This window comes from Caenispirillum bisanense (assembly GCF_900230255.1).
GTDB classification, from domain to species: Bacteria; Pseudomonadota; Alphaproteobacteria; order Rhodospirillales; family Rhodospirillaceae; genus Caenispirillum; species Caenispirillum bisanense_A.
The window spans coordinates 327,161-345,369 of sequence record NZ_OCNJ01000002.1 but is presented as its reverse complement, the minus strand read 5'-3'; the positions used below and the strand labels follow the sequence as shown (position 1 = coordinate 345,369).

The 18,209-nt window shown below is 70.6% G+C and carries 16 protein-coding genes; 6 read left to right on the top strand and 10 right to left on the bottom strand.

What is annotated here, in order from left to right; genetic code table 11:
* Window positions 1–15 precede the first annotated feature (15 nt).
* Together CRP50_RS06095 and CRP50_RS06090 are read left to right on the top strand one after the other, a co-directional pair.
* Window positions 16–1,230: a YeeE/YedE family protein gene (locus tag CRP50_RS06095; RefSeq protein WP_097278095.1), complete on the top strand. Its 1,215-nt coding sequence runs from the start codon at window positions 16–18 to the stop codon at window positions 1,228–1,230.
* A 7-nt stretch (window positions 1,231–1,237) separates the two neighbouring features.
* Window positions 1,238–1,549 (top strand): hypothetical protein, encoded by a 312-nt coding sequence (locus tag CRP50_RS06090; protein WP_097278094.1) that lies wholly within the window; start codon window positions 1,238–1,240, stop codon window positions 1,547–1,549.
* Between the two features lie 8 nt (window positions 1,550–1,557).
* Here the strand turns inward: CRP50_RS06090 and murJ are convergent, their stop codons facing one another.
* Complete coding sequence (murJ, locus tag CRP50_RS06085) at window positions 1,558–3,126, bottom strand: murein biosynthesis integral membrane protein MurJ (protein ID WP_097278093.1); 1,569 nt, start codon at window positions 3,124–3,126, stop codon at window positions 1,558–1,560.
* A 289-nt stretch (window positions 3,127–3,415) separates the two neighbouring features.
* Here murJ and ppa point away from each other — a divergent pair, with 289 nt between their 5' ends.
* The gene (ppa, locus tag CRP50_RS06080; RefSeq protein ID WP_097278092.1) at window positions 3,416–3,949 is read left to right on the top strand and encodes an inorganic diphosphatase; all 534 of its coding nucleotides are present in this window, start codon (window positions 3,416–3,418) and stop codon (window positions 3,947–3,949) included.
* An 88-nt stretch (window positions 3,950–4,037) separates the two neighbouring features.
* Entirely contained in the window at window positions 4,038–4,568 is a 531-nt protein-coding gene (locus tag CRP50_RS06075) for an O-acetyl-ADP-ribose deacetylase (RefSeq protein ID WP_097278091.1), read from the top strand.
* Window positions 4,569–4,699: 131 nt separating this feature from the next.
* On the opposite strand, the gene CRP50_RS06070 is transcribed toward CRP50_RS06075, so the two are convergent.
* The 3 genes from CRP50_RS06070 to CRP50_RS06060 form a co-directional block, all read right to left on the bottom strand.
* A complete protein-coding gene (locus tag CRP50_RS06070; RefSeq protein WP_097278090.1) occupies window positions 4,700–5,668 on the bottom strand; it encodes a BMP family ABC transporter substrate-binding protein in 969 nt (322 codons plus the stop codon).
* The gene (locus CRP50_RS06065; protein ID WP_097278089.1) at window positions 5,665–8,151 is read right to left on the bottom strand and encodes a putative bifunctional diguanylate cyclase/phosphodiesterase; all 2,487 of its coding nucleotides are present in this window, start codon (window positions 8,149–8,151) and stop codon (window positions 5,665–5,667) included. Before CRP50_RS06065 ends, CRP50_RS06070 begins: the two co-directional genes overlap by 4 nt.
* A 175-nt stretch (window positions 8,152–8,326) precedes the next feature.
* Complete coding sequence (locus CRP50_RS06060; RefSeq protein ID WP_097278088.1) at window positions 8,327–9,154, bottom strand: ferritin-like domain-containing protein; 828 nt, start codon at window positions 9,152–9,154, stop codon at window positions 8,327–8,329.
* 231 nt (window positions 9,155–9,385) lie between these two features.
* Here CRP50_RS06060 and CRP50_RS06055 point away from each other — a divergent pair, with 231 nt between their 5' ends.
* Entirely contained in the window at window positions 9,386–9,775 is a 390-nt protein-coding gene (locus tag CRP50_RS06055; protein WP_097278087.1) for a DUF302 domain-containing protein, read from the top strand.
* Window positions 9,776–9,879: 104 nt separating this feature from the next.
* Here CRP50_RS06055 and CRP50_RS06050 read toward each other — a convergent pair whose 3' ends face one another.
* From CRP50_RS06050 to CRP50_RS06025, 6 genes are all read right to left on the bottom strand, one after another.
* Window positions 9,880–10,281: a F0F1 ATP synthase subunit epsilon gene (locus CRP50_RS06050; RefSeq protein ID WP_097278086.1), complete on the bottom strand. Its 402-nt coding sequence runs from the start codon at window positions 10,279–10,281 to the stop codon at window positions 9,880–9,882.
* A 119-nt stretch (window positions 10,282–10,400) separates the two neighbouring features.
* Window positions 10,401–11,825 (bottom strand): F0F1 ATP synthase subunit beta, encoded by a 1,425-nt coding sequence (gene atpD, locus CRP50_RS06045; protein ID WP_097278085.1) that lies wholly within the window; start codon window positions 11,823–11,825, stop codon window positions 10,401–10,403.
* Window positions 11,826–11,904: 79 nt separating this feature from the next.
* Window positions 11,905–12,795 (bottom strand): F0F1 ATP synthase subunit gamma, encoded by an 891-nt coding sequence (locus tag CRP50_RS06040; RefSeq protein ID WP_097278084.1) that lies wholly within the window; start codon window positions 12,793–12,795, stop codon window positions 11,905–11,907.
* 41 nt (window positions 12,796–12,836) lie between these two features.
* Complete coding sequence (atpA, locus tag CRP50_RS06035) at window positions 12,837–14,372, bottom strand: F0F1 ATP synthase subunit alpha (protein ID WP_097278083.1); 1,536 nt, start codon at window positions 14,370–14,372, stop codon at window positions 12,837–12,839.
* The gene (locus tag CRP50_RS06030) at window positions 14,372–14,929 is read right to left on the bottom strand and encodes a F0F1 ATP synthase subunit delta (RefSeq protein ID WP_097278082.1); all 558 of its coding nucleotides are present in this window, start codon (window positions 14,927–14,929) and stop codon (window positions 14,372–14,374) included. Before CRP50_RS06030 ends, atpA begins: the two co-directional genes overlap by 1 nt.
* Before the next feature lie 222 nt (window positions 14,930–15,151).
* On the bottom strand, window positions 15,152–17,434 hold the full coding sequence (locus CRP50_RS06025) for a primosomal protein N' (protein ID WP_097278081.1): 2,283 nt from the start codon (window positions 17,432–17,434) through the stop codon (window positions 15,152–15,154).
* 110 nt (window positions 17,435–17,544) lie between these two features.
* Between CRP50_RS06025 and fsa the strand changes: the two genes are divergently transcribed.
* Window positions 17,545–18,207, top strand: coding sequence for a fructose-6-phosphate aldolase (gene fsa / locus CRP50_RS06020; RefSeq protein ID WP_097278080.1), 663 nt, complete (start codon window positions 17,545–17,547; stop codon window positions 18,205–18,207).
* Window positions 18,208–18,209 lie beyond the last annotated feature (2 nt).

Here is an 18,209-nt window from a genome sequence, read left to right as displayed (position 1 = left end):
GGAGACACCCCGATCATGAGCCGCAGCGAAGCCTCCACCCTGCCGCGGAGCGGCGGCTGGCGCGCCGTCGACCTGGACCACGGCCCGGCGCTGTTCGCCGGCGCCGCCCTGGTGCTCGGCGCGCTCGCCATCTGGCAGGCCATCGACGCCCGCCAGGCGCTGCTGTTCGTCATCGGCGGCGGCCTCGGCGCCACCCTCTACCACGCCGCCTTCGGCTTCACCGGCGGCTGGCGGCGCCTGGTGGTGGAGGGCCGCGGCCGCGCCATGCGGGCGCAGATGCTCATGATCGGCGTCACCGCCGTGGTCTTCATGCCGCTGCTCGCCGCCGGGTCGGTGTTCGGGCAGCCGCTGGTGGGCGCCACCGCGCCCGTCGGCGTGTCGGTGCTGGTGGGCGCGGCGCTGTTCGGCCTCGGCATGCAGCTCGGCGGCGGCTGCGGCTCGGGCACCCTGTTCACCGTCGGCGGCGGGTCGAGCCGCATGCTGGTGACGCTCGCCTTCTTCATCGTCGGCGCCGTCGTCGGCTCGTGGCACCTGCCGTGGTGGCTGGAACAGCCGTCGCTGCCGCCCGTGTCCCTCGGCGCCAGCCTCGGCGTGCCCGGCGGGCTGGCGGTGACGCTGGCCGGCCTCGCCGCCGTCGCCCTGCTGACCGTGTGGCTGGAAAAGCGCCGCCACGGGTCGCTCGAAACCGTCGCGCCGGCGCCGCGCCGCGGCCTCGCCCGCCTGCTGCGCGGGCCGTGGCCGCTGCTGGCCGGCGGCATGGGCCTCGCGGCGCTCAATATCGCAACGCTGGTCACCGCCGGCCATCCGTGGTCGGTCACCTTCGCCTTCGGCCTGTGGGGCGCCAAGACCGCCCAGGCGGTGGGCGTGCCGGTCGAGACCTGGGCCTTCTGGCAGTGGCCGGGACCGGCCGCGGCGCTGGGCGACAGCGTGCTCGCCGACGTCACCTCGGTGATGAACTTCGGCATCCTGCTCGGCGCCGCCCTGTCCGCCGCCCTGGCCGGCAAGTTCGCCCCCAAGGTGGACCTGCCGTGGAAGAGCCTCGCCGCCGCCGTCGTCGGCGGGCTGCTCATGGGCTACGGCGCGCGGCTGTCGTTCGGCTGCAACATCGGCGCCCTGTTCTCGGGCATCGCCTCGGGCAGCCTGCACGGCTGGCTGTGGTTCGCGGCGGCCTTCGGCGGCAGCCTGCTCGGCATCCGGCTGCGGCCGGCCTTCGGCCTCGACGGCAAGTGAGGACCCCATGAACAAGACCCGGCGCAACGCCCTGCTGTTCGGCACTGTCTTCGTCGCCGGCGCCGCCGCCGTGGCGGCCGACCACGCCGCCCACCGCGGCTTCGACGGTCGTCCCGCCGCCTCCGCCGCCGGCCAGAGCGCCGGCGCCGCCCCCTGCGCCGCCGCGGCGCCTTGTGCGGCTGCCGCGCCCTGTGCAGCGGCCGCGCCTGCCGCCGTGCCGGCGACCGCCGGCGCCCCGGCGCCGCGCATCGCCGGGCAGGCGGCGCCCGCGCCCGCTCCGCGCATTGCCGGCCAGCCCGGCCCGCGCATCGCGCAGTAGGCGGCGGCTCAGGTCGCCCGGCGGGGCCGCAGCATGGCCTTGAAGTCGGCGACGGAGGTCGCCCGCAGGGCGAAGGCCGCCGCCGCATAGGTGCCGGCGCCGATGAGCAGCAGCGTCACCAGGATGCCGACCGCCCCCAGCTCGCCGATCCACCCGCCGCCCGTCGGCAGGCCCGGCAGCAGCCAGGTCCGCGCCGCATAGAGGGCGCCGCCCATGACCGCGCTCGCCACCACGATGCGCGGCAGGCGGCTGCGGGCGCGGGCGTCGAGCCGCAGGTGGTCGCGCCGCGCCAGGATCACCGCCAGCGCCACGGCGTTGACCCAGGCGGCGATGCCGGTCGCCAGCGCGATGCCGACGTGTCCCATCACTTGCATGAGGATCAGGTTCAGCACGACGTTGACCACCATGGCGGCACCGGCGCACCACACCGGCGTCTTGGTGTCGTGGCGGGCGAAGAAGCCCGGCGTCAGCACCTTCACCAGGATGTAGGCCGGCATGCCGACGGCGAAGGCGGCCAGCGCCGCCGCCGTCGCCTCGGCCTCGACGATGCCGAAGGCGCCGCGCTGGAACAGGGCCACGACGATCGGCTCGGCGATGACGATGAGGCCCGTCATGGCCGGCAGGGCGAGCAGCAGCGACACCTCGATGCCCCGGTTCTGGTTGTAGCTCGCCGCCTCCAGGCTGCCGGCGGCGATCTGGCGCGACAGCAGCGGCAGCAGCGCCGTGCCCATGGCGACGCCGACCACGCCCAGCGGCAGCTGGTTCACCCGGTCGGCGTAATAGAGGTACGACACCGCCCCGTCGCTCACCAGCGAGGCCAGGATGGTGTCGATCAGCAGGCTGATCTGGTAGAGCCCGGCACCGAAGGCGACGGGCAGGATGCGCTTGACCAGCAGCTTGATGCGCGGGGTGATGGTCGGGCGCACGAAGAAGATGCGCACCCCGGCCTTGCGGCAGGCGACCCACAGCCACGCCAGCTGCACCGCGCCGGCCACCGTGACCGAGATCGCGAGCGCGTGGCCCGGCGTCTCGGTGAAGGCGGTCAGGCCGACGATGCCGGCCATCATGCACAGGTTCAGCAGCACCGGCGTCGCCGCCGCCGCCGCGAACCGCCCAAGGGAATTGAGCACGCCGGACAGCAGCGCACACAGCGACACCAGCAGCAGGTAGGGGAAGGTGATGCGCGTCAGCTCCTCCGCCAGCTCCAGCTTGCCGGGCACCGCCTCGAAGCCGGGGGCGAAGACGTAGATGGCGAGCGGCATGGCCAGCTCCATGACGCCGACGAACAGCGCCAGCACGAGGCCGAGCACCGTGAAGGCGCGCCGCGCGAAGGAATGGGCCTCGGCCTCGCCCTCCTGCTCCAGGGTCGTCGAATAGAGCGGCACGAAGGCGGCCGCCATGGCGCCTTCGGCGAACAGGCGGCGGAACAGGTTGGGGAACTTGAAGGCGACGAAGAAGGCGTCGGCCACCGTGCCCGCGCCGAGGAACCCGGCGATGAGGATGTCGCGGGCGAACCCGGTGAATCGGCTGAGCAGGGTGAAGCCGCCGACGGTGGCGACGGCGCGGAACAGCGACATGAAGGGGCAATCCCGGTTGCGAGGCTCCCCTGTTTACCGCATGGAACGACGGCGAAAAAGCGGCGAGAGGCCCTACCACCCTTGCCTACCCGCCGGAGTGGCCGGAGCCACCCCTTTACGGCGGGCGCGATTCCGGCAATAAAGGGCGCCGACTGGTTCGCGCCCGCAGCATCGCCGCCGGCGGGTGCGCCTCAGGGGTTCAGGGCTCTCGGAGAGGGAGGCCCGGTCGTCGCGCTCCGCCGGCCCGCAGCAGGACGGGCGGGGCCAGTTCCAGCCGGAAGGAAGCATCATGGACATCAGCAAGATTCCCGTCGGTAAGGACGCTCCGTGGGACGTGAACGTCATCATCGAGATCCCGCTGCGCAGCGATCCGGTGAAGTACGAAGTGGACAAGGAGTCGGGCGCCATGTACGTGGACCGCTTCCTGCACACCGCCATGCACTACCCGTGCAACTACGGCTTCATCCCCCACACCCTGTCCGACGACGGTGATCCGGTGGACGTCATGGTGCTCGGCCGCATGCCGGTGGCCGTCGGCTCGGTCATGCGCACCCGCCCGATCGGCGTGCTGTTCATGGAAGACGAAGCCGGCCGCGACGAGAAGATCCTCGGCGTGCCGCACACCAAGCTGCACCCCTACCACGACAACGTGCTGAACTTCGGCGACGTGCGCCAGACCGAGCTGCGCCAGATCGAGCACTTCTTCGCCCACTACAAGGACCTGGAAGAGGGCAAGTGGGTCAAGATCCTCGGCTGGGGCGACGCCAAGCAGGCCGCCGAGCTGATCGAGCAGGGCATGAAGGCCGCCGCCGCCAAGAAGTAAGGCGCGCCTGCCCGCTCGTGCGTTCGCGACGCCCCGGCCGACCTCTCGTCGGCCGGGGCGTTGTCTTTCTGCACTCAGGAGGACCGCCATGACCGACCCCACCACCCGCATGACCGTCGTCGAAGGCGACATCACCCGCCAGGACGTCGACGCCGTCGTCAATGCCGCCAATGCCGAACTCGGCCCGGGCGGCGGTGTCGCCGGCGCCATCCAGCGCGTCGCCGGGCCGGACCTGCTGGCGGCCTGCCGGCCGCTCGGCGGCTGTGCCACGGGGGACGCCAAGGCGACGCCGGGCTTCCGCCTGCCGGCCCGCTGGGTCATCCACACCGTCGGCCCCGTGTGGCACGGCGGCGGCGACGACGAGGACGCGCTGCTCGCCGCCTGCTACCGCCGGTCGCTGGAGGTCGCGCAGGAGATCGGGGCGCGCACCGTCGCCTTCCCCGCCATCTCCACCGGCATCTTCGGCTTCCCGCCGCAGCGCGCAGCCCCCATCGCCGTCGACGCGGTGGCCGAGGCGCTGGGGCGGCTGGAGGGGATAGAGGGCGTGCGCTTCGTCTGCTTCGGCGCCGAGAGCGCGGCGCTGCACCGGGCGGCCCTGGAGCGGCTGGCCGCCGGCTGACGCCTTACACCGGCGGCGGCATGAGTCATGCGGCCGCCGGCAAGGCCGACCGGCCGCCGCGCCTTAGGGCGCGTGAGCCTGCGTGGCGCCTGAACGCACAAGCGCGGCTGCTTCCGAGCTGCCGCGCAGCCTTACTCCGTGTCGACCACCAGCCCGCCGTCGATGATACGGCGGCGGATGGCGTCGATCTCGCCGCGCATGGCGGCGGTGAGGGCGGCGTTGTGCTCGTCGAAGGCGACGCCCACCGCATCCTCCTTCAGGCCAAGCACGGTAGGCCCGGCGCGCCACTGGTCGCGCGTCAGCATGGCGACGGCGACCACCACGGCGCGGTCGACGCGCTTCACCGCGCTGGTGAGCATGGTGCCGGGGTGCAGGTAGTTCTGGTTGGCGTCGACGCCGATGGCGTAGACGCCGGCATCCTCCGCCGCCTGATAGACGCCGAGCCCGCTGGCGCCGGCGGCGGCGAACAGCACGTCGGCGCCGGCGGCGACCTGCTCGCGGGCCAGCAGCAGGGCGCTGAACGGGTCGTCCCAGGCGGTCGATTCGGTGCCCAGCATGGCCGTCAGCACGCGGCCGTCGGCGCGGGTGGTCAGGAAGCCCTGGCGGAAGCCGGCGCGGAAGCGGCGGATGGGCGGCACGTCGACCCCGCCCACGAAGGCGGCGACGCCGCTGCGGGTGGCGAGCCCGGCCATGGCGCCGGCCAGGAAGGCCGCCTCCTGGTCGGCGAAGACGATGGCGGCGACGTTGGGCAGGTCCACCTCGCCGTCGATGAGGGCGAAGCGGCGGTTGGGGTTCTCCCGCGCGATCTGCGCCACGGCGTCGGTGAGGCCGGAGCCGATGGCGATGACGAAGGTGTTCTCGGCGGCGGCGCGCAGCAGCGTCTCCAGGCGGTGCTGCGGGTCGCCGACCTCGTATTCCACCAGCGTGGCCGTCCCCTCGCGCCGCACCGCCAGCACACCCTGGAAGCCGAGCTGCATGAAGCTCTTGTCCATCTTGCCGCCGATGTCGAAGACAACGGCGGCGGTCGGCACCGCGGCGGCCGCCGGACCGACGGCGACCAGCAGCAGCACCAGCGCCAGACCCAGCCGCAGCAGGCTCATGCCACCACCGCCCGCAGACCTTCCGTCGACGCGGAGTCGGCGACGAAGCGGTGGAAGTCGGTCGGTTCCATGGGGCGGCCCCAGAAGTAGCCCTGCCCCAGGTGGCAGCCCTCGGCGCGGAAGAAGTCGACGTGGTCGGCGGTCTCGATGCCTTCGGCCACCACCTCGAGCCCGAAGTCGCGGGCGATGTTGAGGATGGCGCGGGTGATGCGCACGTCGTCCTCGTTGCGCAGCATCTCGCGCACGAAGGACTGGTCGATCTTCAGGCAGTTGACGCGCAGGCGCTTCAGGTAGGACAGCGACGAATAGCCGGTGCCGAAATCGTCGATGGCGAGGCTGACGCCGAGGCCGCGCAGGCCGTCGAGCAGGCGCATGACCTTGGCGCCGTCGGTCATGATGATGCTTTCGGTGATCTCCACCTCCAGCGCCTGCGGCGGCAGGGCGGCGGCATCCAGCGCCCGTTCCACCATGTCCACCACGTCCTGGCAGAGGAACTGCACGGCCGACACGTTCACCGCCACCTTCAGCGGCGGCAGGCCGGCGTCGCGCCAGGCGCGGTTCTGGCGGCAGGCCTCGTTCATTACCCACTCGCCGAGCGGCACGATGAGGCCGGAGCGTTCCGCCACCGGGATGAACTGGTCGGGGCTGATGCGGCCGCGCTGCGGGTGATCCCACCGCACCAGCGCCTCCATGCCGACGCAGGCGCCCGAGGCGATGTCGATCTTCGGCTGGTAGAGCAGGCGGAACTGGCCGTCGTCGATGGCGCGCCGCAGCTCGCCGCGGATGGCCTTGCGCTCCTGCTGCTGCTCGCCCATGCGCGGGGTGTAGACGCGCACCCGGCCCACCGGCTCCTGCTTGGCGTTGTTCATGGCCATTTCGGCGCGGCTGAGCAGGTCGGCCGGGCGGCGGCCGTCGCGCGGGAAGAAGCTGATGCCGAAGGCGCCCTTGACCTCGATGGTCAGGCCCTCGACGTCCACCGGCTGGGCCAGCGCCTGCGACAGCTGCTCGACATAGCCGGCGATGTTGACGTCGTCCTCGCCCGACGACGACGCGACGATGGCGAAGTCGTCGCCGCCCATGCGCACCACGGCGTCGGCGCTGCGGGCGCGGCGGCGCAGGCGCTCGGCCACCGCCACCAGCACGCGGTCGCCGGTGGAATGGCCGAAGGTGTCGTTGATGTCCTTGAAGCCGTCCAGGTTCAGGTAGATGACGGCGCCGGTGTCGTTCGCCTCCAGCCGTTCCGTCACCGCCGCCTCGAAGGCCATGCGGTTGCCGAGGCCGGTGAGGGGATCGTGGCGGGCCAGGTGGGCGACCCGCCCCATGGCGTCGCGGAAGGTGGTGAGGGTGCGGCCCATGGCCGTCACCTCGTCGGCGCCGTCCACCGGCACCGGATGGTCGAGGTCGCCGGCGGCGATGGCCCGCATGCTGTGTTCCAGCCGCGACAGGCGGCGGATGACGCTGCGCCCGACGTAGAGCCAGGCGATGAGCAGGGCGCCGACCAGCGCCGCCCCCGACACCACCGCCAGCACCACCTTGCTGCGGGTCAGCATGGCGGTCGCCGCCGTGCGTTCCCGCCCGGCCAGCTGCTGCGCTTCCGAGGTCAGGGTGGCGATGGCGCCGTCCAGGTCGCCCGCCTGCCGCTGCAGGTCTTCGAGCCGCGCCGCCGCGACTTCCTTGGCCATCATCTCCCGCGCGCGCAGGGCGGGCAGGCTGTCCGGGCCGGCGGCGAGCAGGCGCACGCGGTGCAGGAAGGAGCCGAGCGCCGCGCCCATCTGCGGCGACAGCAGGGGCATCACGGTTTCCTGCTGGCGTTCGATGGTGCGCAGGGTGGTGTCGATGGTGGCATGCACCCGGGCCACCTCCGCCGCCGAATCGGCCTCGCGCAGGCCGGCCATCAGCACCAGCAGGCGATTCGTCTCGGCCAGGAAGGCCCACGGGATCACCGCCGCCTGATCCGGCCCGCCGATCAGCATGCGGTATTCCTGGTGCAGCACTTCCAGTTGTTCCAGCAGGCGCGTCTGGGTGCCAGCCAGGTGCCAGCGGTGCCGCATGGCCGAGCGCAGCAGTTGCAGGTTGGCGCTCGCCCGCGCCGCCACCTCGGCCACCCGGCGGACCTCCGCCGTGTCGCCGAGCGCGCCCTGGACCCGCCGGTGGACCGTAAGGAAGGCTTCCTCCGCCGCCGTCACGCGGGCCGACTCGGCGGTCAGCTCGGCCTCGCTCTCGGCGAAGATGACGCCGGGCGCCCCGGCCACCAGGGCGTTGGCCCGCTGCGCCAGTTGCGACAGGGCCACGACGGTGGGGATGCGCTGCGCCGTGAAGCGGTCCAGCACCTCCGTCGTGCGGGCGAAGGTGGCCCACGCGAGTGCGCTCACCAGCACGGTCATGCCGGCGATGGCGACGAAGGCGAGCCAGAGCTTCGCCCGGATCCCGAATTTCGCCGACGTGGGGGACTGCGGCGGCGGCGGCGTGGCGGCTCCGGCCATGGTGGGGGGCGTTCCCGGAGTCAGGTTGCAGGGCTTGGTCTTTATCCGAACGGATTAGCCAATGGTCGACCTTCGGGCCAGTTACAGTTTTCGAACATGACCCGAAACAATCATCCAACCCTAAGTGTTACCAGCATCCCCCTGGGGTGTGAAGCGCCGTTACCCGGGCCGCGGGTCAGGCCGCGGCCTTCAGTTCCTGCGTCATACGGCGCGCCCGGCTGGCGACGTAGCGCCACATCATGGTGCCGAAGAATCGCCCGAACCGACCCTGCGGGCTGATGCCCGCCGCCTTCAGGACCATGTTGGAGGCCCGCTCCACATGGGTCGGCCGGTACAGGCTGAAGGCCCGCGCCGCATAGGCGAAGCTGGCCGAGCGGCGGTCGTAGGGCGCGTCGGCCGGGAAGTTGGCGACGTGGTAGGCCATGGCCAGCTCGTCGTCCTCCGACTCCTTGATGCGCGACACGGCGACCAGGATGCGCTTCCACGTCGGGACGTTCTCGCGCTCCAGGTACTTCTGCATGTGGGTGTAGAACATCTTGTAGTGGCGGAACTCGTCGCCGGCGATGCGGTGGCAGATCTCCTTCAGCACCGGTTCGTCGGTGGCGTCGCGCAGGGCGGAATAGATGGAGCTGGTGCCGGTTTCGACGATGCAACGGGCGATCAGCTCGCCCGTGCGCGAGCCGCGGATCGACTCGGTGGCGTCGAGCTGGATCTGGTAGCCCTCGCGGAAGCGGCGGAAGGCGTCGGCGTAGTCGAAGGTGGGGTCGGCCATCTCCGCCCAGCGGCCCAGCGCATCGCCGTGCTGCACCTCCTCCAGCTCCCAGTGCGCCGACATGTCGGCGAAATAGGCGTCGTCGGTGAAGACGTTGCGCAGGTAGGCCGTGTAGTCGGCGGCGTTGCGCTCCACCATGGCCGCCGCCTTGATCACCCGCAGGATGTCTGGGTCCACCCGCGCGGGGTCGAACCGGTCCCAGGGGATGTCGTCGAGCGTCCAATGTCTCATGGTCGGTTGACCCGTCCGTTGCCGTTGCGCCTGTTCCCCCTGCGCACTGTGGGCGCAAAGGGCGTGCATTCAAGCAGGTACGGCCCGTGTGCGCCGCACAAGCGGGCATCTTTACACTCTTGCGAGCGGCTTGCAAAGCGGTGGAAGCCGCTGTTTTCCTCGGCCGCCGGGCAACGGCCGCATGCAGGGTCTCGTATATGAGCATTCCCTAAGCCATGCACGGAGGACCCGATGACCTACACCTTCACCCGCACCCTGCCCGGAATAGCCTTCGACGCCGCCGTGGAGCGGGTCACCGACGCCCTGAAGCAGGACGGCTTCGGCGTGCTGACCGAGATCGACGTGCAGGCGGTGCTGCGGCAGAAGATCGGCGCCGAGGTCGCGCCCTACCGCATTCTGGGCGCCTGCAATCCGACGCTCGCCCACAAGGCCCTGACGGCGGAGCCGCACATCGGGACCATGCTGCCGTGCAACGTGGTGGTGCGCGAAACCGAGGACGGCACCGTGGAGGTCGCCGCCGTCGATCCCGCCGCCAGCATGCGCGCGGTGGACAACCCCGCGCTGGCCGCCGTCGCCGGCGAGGTGGGCGGTCGCCTGAAGGCGATCGTCGACGGGCTGTGACGCGACGGCCCGGGCGGGGGGTGCGCCCTCCCCGCGGCCAGAGAAAAGGCCGGCCGCCCGTGGGGGCGGCCGGCCTTCGTCTGTCCGACGCGGGCAGCGGGCGATCAGGCGATCGCGGCGCGCATGGCCTCGGCGATGGCGAGCTGGCGCTGCGCCTGGGCCTTCTCGGCCGGCGTGTCGGCTTCCTGCGAGGCGTCGCGGGCGGCCTGCAGGCGCTTCTCGACGACGTCGCCGGTCAGCTGCTCCAGGCGCACGGCCTCTTCGGCCAGCACGGTGCAGCGCTCTTCGTTGACTTCGGCGAAGCCGCCGGCCACGAAGATGCGGCTCTCGACCTTGCCGCCCTTGTAGATGTCCAGCACGCCGGGGCGCACCGTCGTCAGCATGGGCGCGTGGCGCGGCAGGGCACCGAAGTTACCCTCGGCGCCGGGCACCACCACCATCTCGACCGGCTCGGAGACCAGCAGCTTCTCCGGCGAGACCAGTTCGAACTCAAGCGTTTCCGCCATGGGTACCTCCGACGGCCCTTGATGCACCGAAACGCGGCGCGCGGGCCCAACCTATCCGAAGACGGGGAGCGGCGGGACGAGGTGTCCGGCCGCTCCCGACCTCTGTGACCCGAACCCGCTTACGCGGCTTCGGCGGCCATCTTCTTGGCCTTCTCGACGGCTTCCTCGATGGTGCCGACCATGTAGAAGGCCTGCTCCGGCAGGTGGTCGTACTCGCCCGACACGATGCCGGTGAAGCCGCGGATGGTGTCTTCCAGCTGGACGAACACGCCCGGGGTGCCGGTGAACACTTCGGCGACGTGGAACGGCTGCGACAGGAAGCGCTGGATCTTGCGGGCGCGGGCGACGGTCAGCTTGTCTTCTTCCGACAGTTCGTCCATGCCCAGGATCGCGATGATGTCCTGCAGCGACTTGTAGGCCTGCAGCACGCGCTGCACTTCACGCGCCGTCTTGTAGTGCTCTTCACCGACCACCTTCGGGTCGAGCGCGCGCGAGGTGGAGTCGAGCGGGTCGACGGCCGGGTAGATGCCCAGCTCGGCGATCTGACGCGACAGCACGGTCGTGGCGTCCAGGTGGGCGAAGGAGGTGGCCGGGGCCGGGTCGGTCAGGTCGTCGGCGGGCACGTAAATGGCCTGCACCGAGGTGATCGAGCCCTTGTTGGTCGACGTGATGCGCTCCTGCAGGGCGCCCATGTCGGTCGACAGGGTCGGCTGGTAACCCACGGCGGAGGGGATGCGGCCGAGCAGCGCCGACACTTCCGAACCCGCCTGGGTGAAGCGGAAGATGTTGTCGACGAAGAACAGCACGTCCTGGCCTTCCTCGTCGCGGAAGTATTCCGCCTGGGTCAGGCCGGACAGGGCGACGCGGGCGCGGGCACCCGGCGGCTCGTTCATCTGGCCGTAGACCAGCGCGGCCTTGGAGTTGCCGCCTTCGAGGTCGATGACGCCCGATTCGATCATCTCGTGGTAGAGGTCGTTGCCCTCGCGGGTACGCTCACCGACGCCGGCGAACACGGAGTAACCGCCGTGGCCCTTCGCGACGTTGTTGATGAGCTCCATGATGAGCACGGTCTTGCCCACGCCGGCGCCGCCGAACAGGCCGACCTTGCCGCCCTTGGTGTAGGGGGCGAGCAGGTCGATGACCTTGATGCCGGTGACGAGGATCTCGGTGTCCGTCGCCTGCTCGGCGAAGGTCGGGGCGGCGCGGTGGATCGGCCAGCGGGCCTTGGTGCCGACCGGGCCGCGCTCGTCCACCGGCTCGCCGATGACGTTCATGATGCGGCCCAGCGTCTCCGGACCCACCGGCACCGAGATCGGCGCGCCGGTGGCGGTCGCCTTGGCGCCGCGGGTCAGGCCGTCGGTCGAGTCCATGGCGATGGTACGGACCGTCGACTCACCGAGATGCTGCGCGACTTCGAGAACCAGCCGGTTGCCGTTGTTGTCGACCTCGAGGGCCGACAGGATGTTCGGCAGCTCGCCTTCGAACTTGACGTCCACGACGGCGCCCAGGATCTGGGTGATCGTACCGACGTTGTTCTGCGCCATGGAATGAACTCCTATCGAACCACTGACGTGGAATTTGAATTGCGTGTCGGCTGAACGGTGACGGGAAACCGGGGGCCCTTTACAGGGCCTCGGCACCGGAGATGATTTCGATCAGTTCCTTCGTAATCATCGCCTGGCGCGTGCGGTTGTAGGTCAGCGTCAGCTTGTTGATCATCTCGCCGGCGTTACGGGTGGCGTTGTCCATCGCGGCCATCCGCGCCCCCTGCTCGGAAGCGGCGTTCTCGAGCAGAGCCGAGAAGATCTGCATGGCGACGTTGCGCGGCAGCAGCTCGGCCAGGATGCCCTCTTCCGAGGGCTCGTATTCGTACATCGCCTTCGGCCCGGCCGGCGCCTCGTTGGCGTTGGCGGCCTGCGGCACGGCGAAGGGGATCAGCTGCTGGCGGGTGACCACCTGGCTGATCGCCGACTTGAACTTGTTGTAGATGATCGTGCAGACGTCGAACTCGCCGGCGTCGAACATGGTCAGCACGCGGGTGGCGATCTCGTCGGCTTCCGCGAAGGAAAGACCGCGGCGACCGACACCCTCGTAGCTGTCGATGATGAGCTTGGCGTGATCGCGCTTCAGGGCGTCGCGGCCCTTGCGGCCGACGCACAGGACCTTGACCTGCTTGCCTTCGGCAACCAGCTCGTTGATCATGATGCGGGCGGAGCGCACGATCGATCCGTTGAAGCCGCCGCACAGACCTCGGTCCGCGGTCATGACGACGACCAGATGAACGTCCGACTTGCCGGTGCCGGACAGCAGTTTCGGCGAACCGGGGAGGCCGGCGACGGAGCCGGCCAGGTTCCCCAGCATGCGACCCATCCGCTCGGCGTAGGGGCGCCCCGCCTCGGCGGCTTCCTGGGCGCGACGCAGCTTGGACGCCGCCACCATCTTCATGGCGGAGGTGATCTTCTGCGTCGACTTCACCGAGGCGATACGCCCGCGAAGGTCCTTCAAGCTAGGCATGGAGTGGATACCCTTCCTTCAGCCGTTGCGGATGCCGTCGATTACGCCGCGAAGGACTTCGCGAAGCCGTCCAGGAAGGACTTCAGCTTGTCCTGCGTGTCGTCCGAAAGCTTCTGCTCGGTGCGGATGGCTTCCAGGATGCCCGGGGCCTTCGCCTTCATCTCGCTCAGCATTTCGCGCTCGAAGCGGGTGACGGCGTTGACCGGCAGCTTGTCGAGGTAGCCCTTGGTGCCGGCGAAGATCGACACCACCTGCTCTTCGACCGCCAGCGGCGAGAACTGCGGCTGCTTCAGCAGCTCGGTCAGACGCTCGCCGCGGGCCAGCAGGCGCTGGGTAGCCGGGTCGAGGTCGGAGGCGAACTGGGCGAAAGCGGCCATTTCGCGGTACTGCGCGAGTTCCAGCTTGATCGAGCCGGCGACCTGCTTCATGGCCTTGATCTGGGCCGAGGAGCCGACGCGCGACACCGACAGACCGACGTTCACGGCCGGGCGGATGCCCTTGAAGAACAGGCCCGTCTCCAGGAAGATCTGGCCGTCGGTGATGGAAATCACGTTGGTCGGAATGTAGGCCGACACGTCACCGGCCTGCGTCTCGATCACCGGCAGGGCGGTCAGCGAGCCGGCGCCGTTGGCGTCGTTCAGCTTCGCGGCGCGCTCCAGCAGGCGGGAGTGCAGGTAGAACACGTCGCCCGGGTAGGCTTCGCGGCCCGGCGGACGACGCAGCAGCAGCGACATCTGACGGTAGGCGACGGCCTGCTTGGACAGGTCGTCGTAGAAGATCACGGCGTGCATGCCGTTGTCGCGGAAGAACTCGCCCATGGCGCAGCCGGTGTACGGCGCCAGGAACTGCATCGGGGCGGGGTCGGACGCGGTGGCGGCGACGATGATCGTGTAGTCGAGCGCGCCGTTCTCGGCCAGGGTCTTCACGACCTGAGCGACGGTGGAGCGCTTCTGACCGACGGCGACGTAGATGCAGAAGAGCTTTTCCTTGTCGCTCTTCGCGGCGTCGTTGATCTTCTTCTGGTTGATGATGGTGTCCAGGATCACGGCGGTCTTGCCGGTCTGGCGGTCACCGATGATCAGCTCGCGCTGGCCGCGGCCGACGGGGATCAGGGCGTCGATGGCCTTCAGGCCGGTCTGCACGGGCTCGTGCACCGACTTGCGCGGGATGATGCCCGGGGCCTTCACTTCGGCGCGCGTGCGGGTCACGTCGGCCAGGTCGCCCTTGCCGTCGATGACGTTGCCGAGGCCGTCCACGACGCGGCCGAGCAGCGCCATGCCGACCGGCACGTCCACGATGGCGCCGGTGCGCTTGACGACGTCGCCTTCCTTGATGGTGGTGTCGTCGCCGAAGATCACCGCGCCGACGTTGTCGGTCTCGAGGTTCAGGGCCATGCCCTTGATGCCGCCGGTGAACTCGACCATTTCGCCGGCCTGGACGTTGTCCAGACCATAGATGCGGGCAATGCCGTCGCCGACCGAGAGGACGCGACCGACCTCGGCGACATCAGCCTCGGTGCCGAACGTGGCGATCTGTTCCTTCAGGATAGCGGAGATTTCCGCGGCGCGGATTTCCATCACCCAACCCCTTTCATGGCGAGCTGAAGTCTTTGCAGCTTCGTGCGGAGAGAATTGTCGATCATGCGCGACCCGACGCGGACGATCAGGCCACCGATCAGCGCGGGATCGACAGCCGTCGAGAGCGCCACGTCCTTGCCGGTCGCCTGCTTCAGCGAGGCGGCCAGGGCGTCGCGCTGCGCGTCGGTCAGCGGCTTGGCGGAGACGACGTCGGCCGTCATCTCGCCGCGCATGGCGGCGAGCTTGGCCAGGAAGCCGCCAATGAAGCCGGGCAGCGCGAACAGCCGGCGATTGGAGGCCGCAAGGCCCAGGAAGTTGCGGGTGAGGTCCTGCATGCCGGCCTTTTCGGCCAGCGCGGTCACGCCCTTGACCTGCTCCTCGCGCGACAGCACAGGGCTCTCGACGAAGCGACGGAAGTCGGCGCTCTCGGCGATCATGGCCTTGAGATCGCGCAGGTCGCCGGCCACCTGGTCCAGGACGCCCTTTTCCTCGGCGAGCTCGAAGAGCGCCGAGGCGTAGCGGTCGGCCAGGCCGGTAGTTGCTGTTTCGGATGCCACGTGCGACTAGCCCCAGTGTAGTGCGTTGAAGACGCTGGAAGAAACCGCTTAACGATTTGGATTTACACGCAAAAGCGTACCTGCGCCAAGTCAGTCCCCCGCAAGCGCGTGAGGTAGTTAGCATAACCGGCATGGCGTTGCAAGCGCCCGGGGCGACCCTTTCGGGCAGGTTTTGCCCCCGCCCGCGCCCGCCTGCCGCGGCTTTCGCCCCTCCCCCCGACGCTAGAGAAAGCTGTAGGGATCGACGTCCACCTGCACGCGCACGCTGTGAGGAACCCGCACTTTGGTGAGCCACCCCCGCATCACCGGCTGAATCCGCATGCCGCGCGGCGTCTTTACCAGGAACCGACGCCGATGCCTACCCCGAAGCAGCGCCAGCGGCGCCGGCGCCGGGCCGAGCACCTCCACCGCCGGGTCGCGCGGTGCCGCCGCGGCGAGCGCGCGGCAGGTGGAGTCCACCGCCGCCTCGTCCTCGCCGGAGACGATGAGCGCCGCCAGGCGCCCGAAGGGCGGCATGCTGGCGGCGCGGCGGCCCTCGGTTTCCGCCTCCAGGAACGACTCGGCGTCGCCGGTCGCGAGCGCGTGCAGCACCGGGTGGTCGGGCTGATAGGTCTGCAGCATCACCCGTCCCGGCTTCTCGCCGCGCCCGGCGCGTCCCGCCACCTGGGTCAGCAACTGCCACGTGCGTTCCGCCGCCCGCAGGTCGCCACCCGAGAGGCCGAGGTCCGAATCGACCACGGCCACCAGGGTCAGCTCCGGGAAGTGGTGGCCCTTGGCGAGCACCTGGGTGCCGATGAGCAGGTCGACCTCGTGCGCCGCGATGCGCTCCATCATGGCCGCCACGGCGCTCGGCCCGCCGAGGGTGTCGGAGGCGACCACCACCGAGCGCGCCTGCGGCCAGCGGCCCTGCACCTCCTCGGCCAGGCGTTCGACGCCGGGGCCGCAGGCCGCCAGCGTGTCCTCGGCGCCGCAGCTCGGGCATTCCTTGGGCAGGGGCGCCGAATGGCCGCAGTGGTGGCAGACGAGTCGCTTCACCAGCCGGTGCTCCACCAGCCAGGCGGTGCAGTTGGGGCACTGGATGCGGTAGCCGCAGGTGCGGCAGAGGGTCAGCGGCGCATAGCCGCGGCGATTGAGGAAGAGCAGCACCTGCTCCCCCTTCTCCAGGGTCTGCGTCACCGCCTCCACCACCGTCGGCGCCAGCCACGAGCGGCCCCAGTCGCCCTTCTCGGGCGGGAAGCGGCGCATGTCGACCACGTCCATGGCCGGCATCTCGGCGCCGGCATGGCGCACCGGCAGGTGCAGGCGGTCGTAACGCCCGGCCTCGGCGTTGAGCACCGTCTCCAGCGACGGCGTGGCCGAGGCCAGCACCACCGGGATCGACCCCAGCTGGCCGCGCACCACCGCCATGTCGCGGGCGTGATAGAGCACGCCCTCCTCCTGCTTGAAGGCCTGCTCGTGTTCCTCGTCCACCACGATGAGGCCGAGGTCCGGGTAGGGCAGGAACAGCGCCGAGCGCGCCCCCACCACCACGGCCGCCCGCCCCTCCGCCACCGCCCGCCAGGTGTCGCGGCGACGGGCTGCGGTGAGTTCGGAATGCCATTCCAGGGGTGCTGCACCGAAGCGCCGGCGGAAGCGGGCGAGCCACTGGCCGGTGAGGCTGATTTCCGGCACCAGCACCAGCACCTGGCGGCCCTGGCGCAAGGCCTCGGCCACCGCCTCGAAATACACTTCCGTCTTGCCCGACCCGGTGACCCCTTCCAGCAGCGCGACGGAGAACTCGTGCGCCCGCACCCGGCGGCGCAGGTCTTCCGCCACGTCGGCCTGCAGGCCCGACAGGTCGGGGCCGGGATGCTCGGGGTCCGGGCGGTCGGGCATGAGCTGGGATTGCACCAGGCTCGGCACCAGCACGCCGGCCTCGGCCAGGGACCGCACCACGCCGTCGGAGACGCCGGCCTCGCGCGCCAGTTCGGCGGCGGGCAGCGGCGGCAGTTCGGCGGCGGCGCGCAGCACGGCGAGGCGGGCGCGCGTCGCCTTCAGTCCCATGCGCTCCAGGTCCGGCGGGTCGGCGGGGTCGCGCAGGCCGTAGACGGTGAGCGGCCGCGCCTCCTCCAGCGCCTGCGGCACGCTGACCGCCATGCGCAGCACCGCCCCCGGCGCGCCGAGCGTATAGGCCGCCACCCAGTCGACGAAGCGGCGCGTCACATCCGGCAGGGGCGGCGCCGGGAAGGCGCGCACCAGGTCCTTCACCTTGGCCTCGGGCACGTCGCCGGTGCCGGCGCCCCACACGACGCCGATCTCCCGCCGCTTGCCGAGCGGCACCTCCACCACCTGCCCCGCCACCACGCCGGCCCGCTCCGACGGCGGCACGCGATAGTCGTAGAGCCCGCCGAGCGGCAGCGGCAGCAGCACGCCGACCCGCGATCCGGGCGCGAAAGGCCCGGCGCCGCCCGCGTCGGCGGCGGCGGCGAACAGCGTCGGCGCAGGAGTGGCGGGTTTGGTGCTCATGGGCTACACTCTAGCCCACGGCGGCCGGGGGCGCCACGGCAAGTCCTTGACCCGTAAGCCATTTCCCGTGCACCGACGCTTTCCTCAACCGCAAACGGCATGTCTCACCCATGAAGTTCTTCATCGACACGGCCAACCTGGACGACATCCGCGATCTCGCCGAAACGGGCCTCGTCGACGGCGTCACCACCAATCCCTCGCTGGCCGCCAAGGCGGGCATCAAGTTCACCGATCTGGTGAAGGAAATCTGCACCGTCGTCGCCGGCCCGGTCAGCGCCGAGGTCACCGCCCCCGACCACGCCACCATGATGCGCGAGGCGGACGTGCTGCGGAAGATCGCCGACAACGTGTGCATCAAGGTGCCGCTCACGCCCGACGGCCTGAAGACCTGCCGCAAGCTGGCCGACGACGGCACGCTGGTCAACGTCACCCTGTGCTTCAGCGCCGCCCAGGCGATCCTCGCCGCCAAGGCGGGTGCGGCCTTCGTGTCGCCCTTCGTCGGCCGCCTGGACGACATCGGCCAGGACGGCATGGGGCTCATCGCCGAGATCGTCGAGATCTATTCCAACTACCTGGACATCGGCACCGAAGTGCTGGTCGCCTCGGTGCGCAACCCGATCCACGTGGTCGACGCCGCCCGCATCGGCGCCCATGTCGCCACCCTGCCGCCGTCGGTGCTGCGCCAGCTCTACAATCACCCGCTCACCGACAAGGGCCTCGCCGCCTTCACCGCGGACTGGGAGAAGTCGGGCCTGAAGATCCTGGAGGACTGACC

Coding starts and splice junctions, on each gene's coding strand:
- CRP50_RS06095 (WP_097278095.1), top strand. CDS start 16: ATGAGCCGCAGCGAAGCCTCCACCCTGCCGCGGAGCGGCGGCTGGCGC.
- CRP50_RS06090 (WP_097278094.1), top strand. CDS start 1,238: ATGAACAAGACCCGGCGCAACGCCCTGCTGTTCGGCACTGTCTTCGTC.
- murJ (WP_097278093.1), bottom strand. CDS start 3,126: ATGTCGCTGTTCCGCGCCGTCGCCACCGTCGGCGGCTTCACCCTGCTC.
- ppa (WP_097278092.1), top strand. CDS start 3,416: ATGGACATCAGCAAGATTCCCGTCGGTAAGGACGCTCCGTGGGACGTG.
- CRP50_RS06075 (WP_097278091.1), top strand. CDS start 4,038: ATGACCGACCCCACCACCCGCATGACCGTCGTCGAAGGCGACATCACC.
- CRP50_RS06070 (WP_097278090.1), bottom strand. CDS start 5,668: ATGAGCCTGCTGCGGCTGGGTCTGGCGCTGGTGCTGCTGCTGGTCGCC.
- CRP50_RS06065 (WP_097278089.1), bottom strand. CDS start 8,151: ATGGCCGGAGCCGCCACGCCGCCGCCGCCGCAGTCCCCCACGTCGGCG.
- CRP50_RS06060 (WP_097278088.1), bottom strand. CDS start 9,154: ATGAGACATTGGACGCTCGACGACATCCCCTGGGACCGGTTCGACCCC.
- CRP50_RS06055 (WP_097278087.1), top strand. CDS start 9,386: ATGACCTACACCTTCACCCGCACCCTGCCCGGAATAGCCTTCGACGCC.
- CRP50_RS06050 (WP_097278086.1), bottom strand. CDS start 10,281: ATGGCGGAAACGCTTGAGTTCGAACTGGTCTCGCCGGAGAAGCTGCTG.
- atpD (WP_097278085.1), bottom strand. CDS start 11,825: ATGGCGCAGAACAACGTCGGTACGATCACCCAGATCCTGGGCGCCGTC.
- CRP50_RS06040 (WP_097278084.1), bottom strand. CDS start 12,795: ATGCCTAGCTTGAAGGACCTTCGCGGGCGTATCGCCTCGGTGAAGTCG.
- atpA (WP_097278083.1), bottom strand. CDS start 14,372: ATGGAAATCCGCGCCGCGGAAATCTCCGCTATCCTGAAGGAACAGATC.
- CRP50_RS06025 (WP_097278081.1), bottom strand. CDS start 17,434: ATGAGCACCAAACCCGCCACTCCTGCGCCGACGCTGTTCGCCGCCGCC.
- fsa (WP_097278080.1), top strand. CDS start 17,545: ATGAAGTTCTTCATCGACACGGCCAACCTGGACGACATCCGCGATCTC.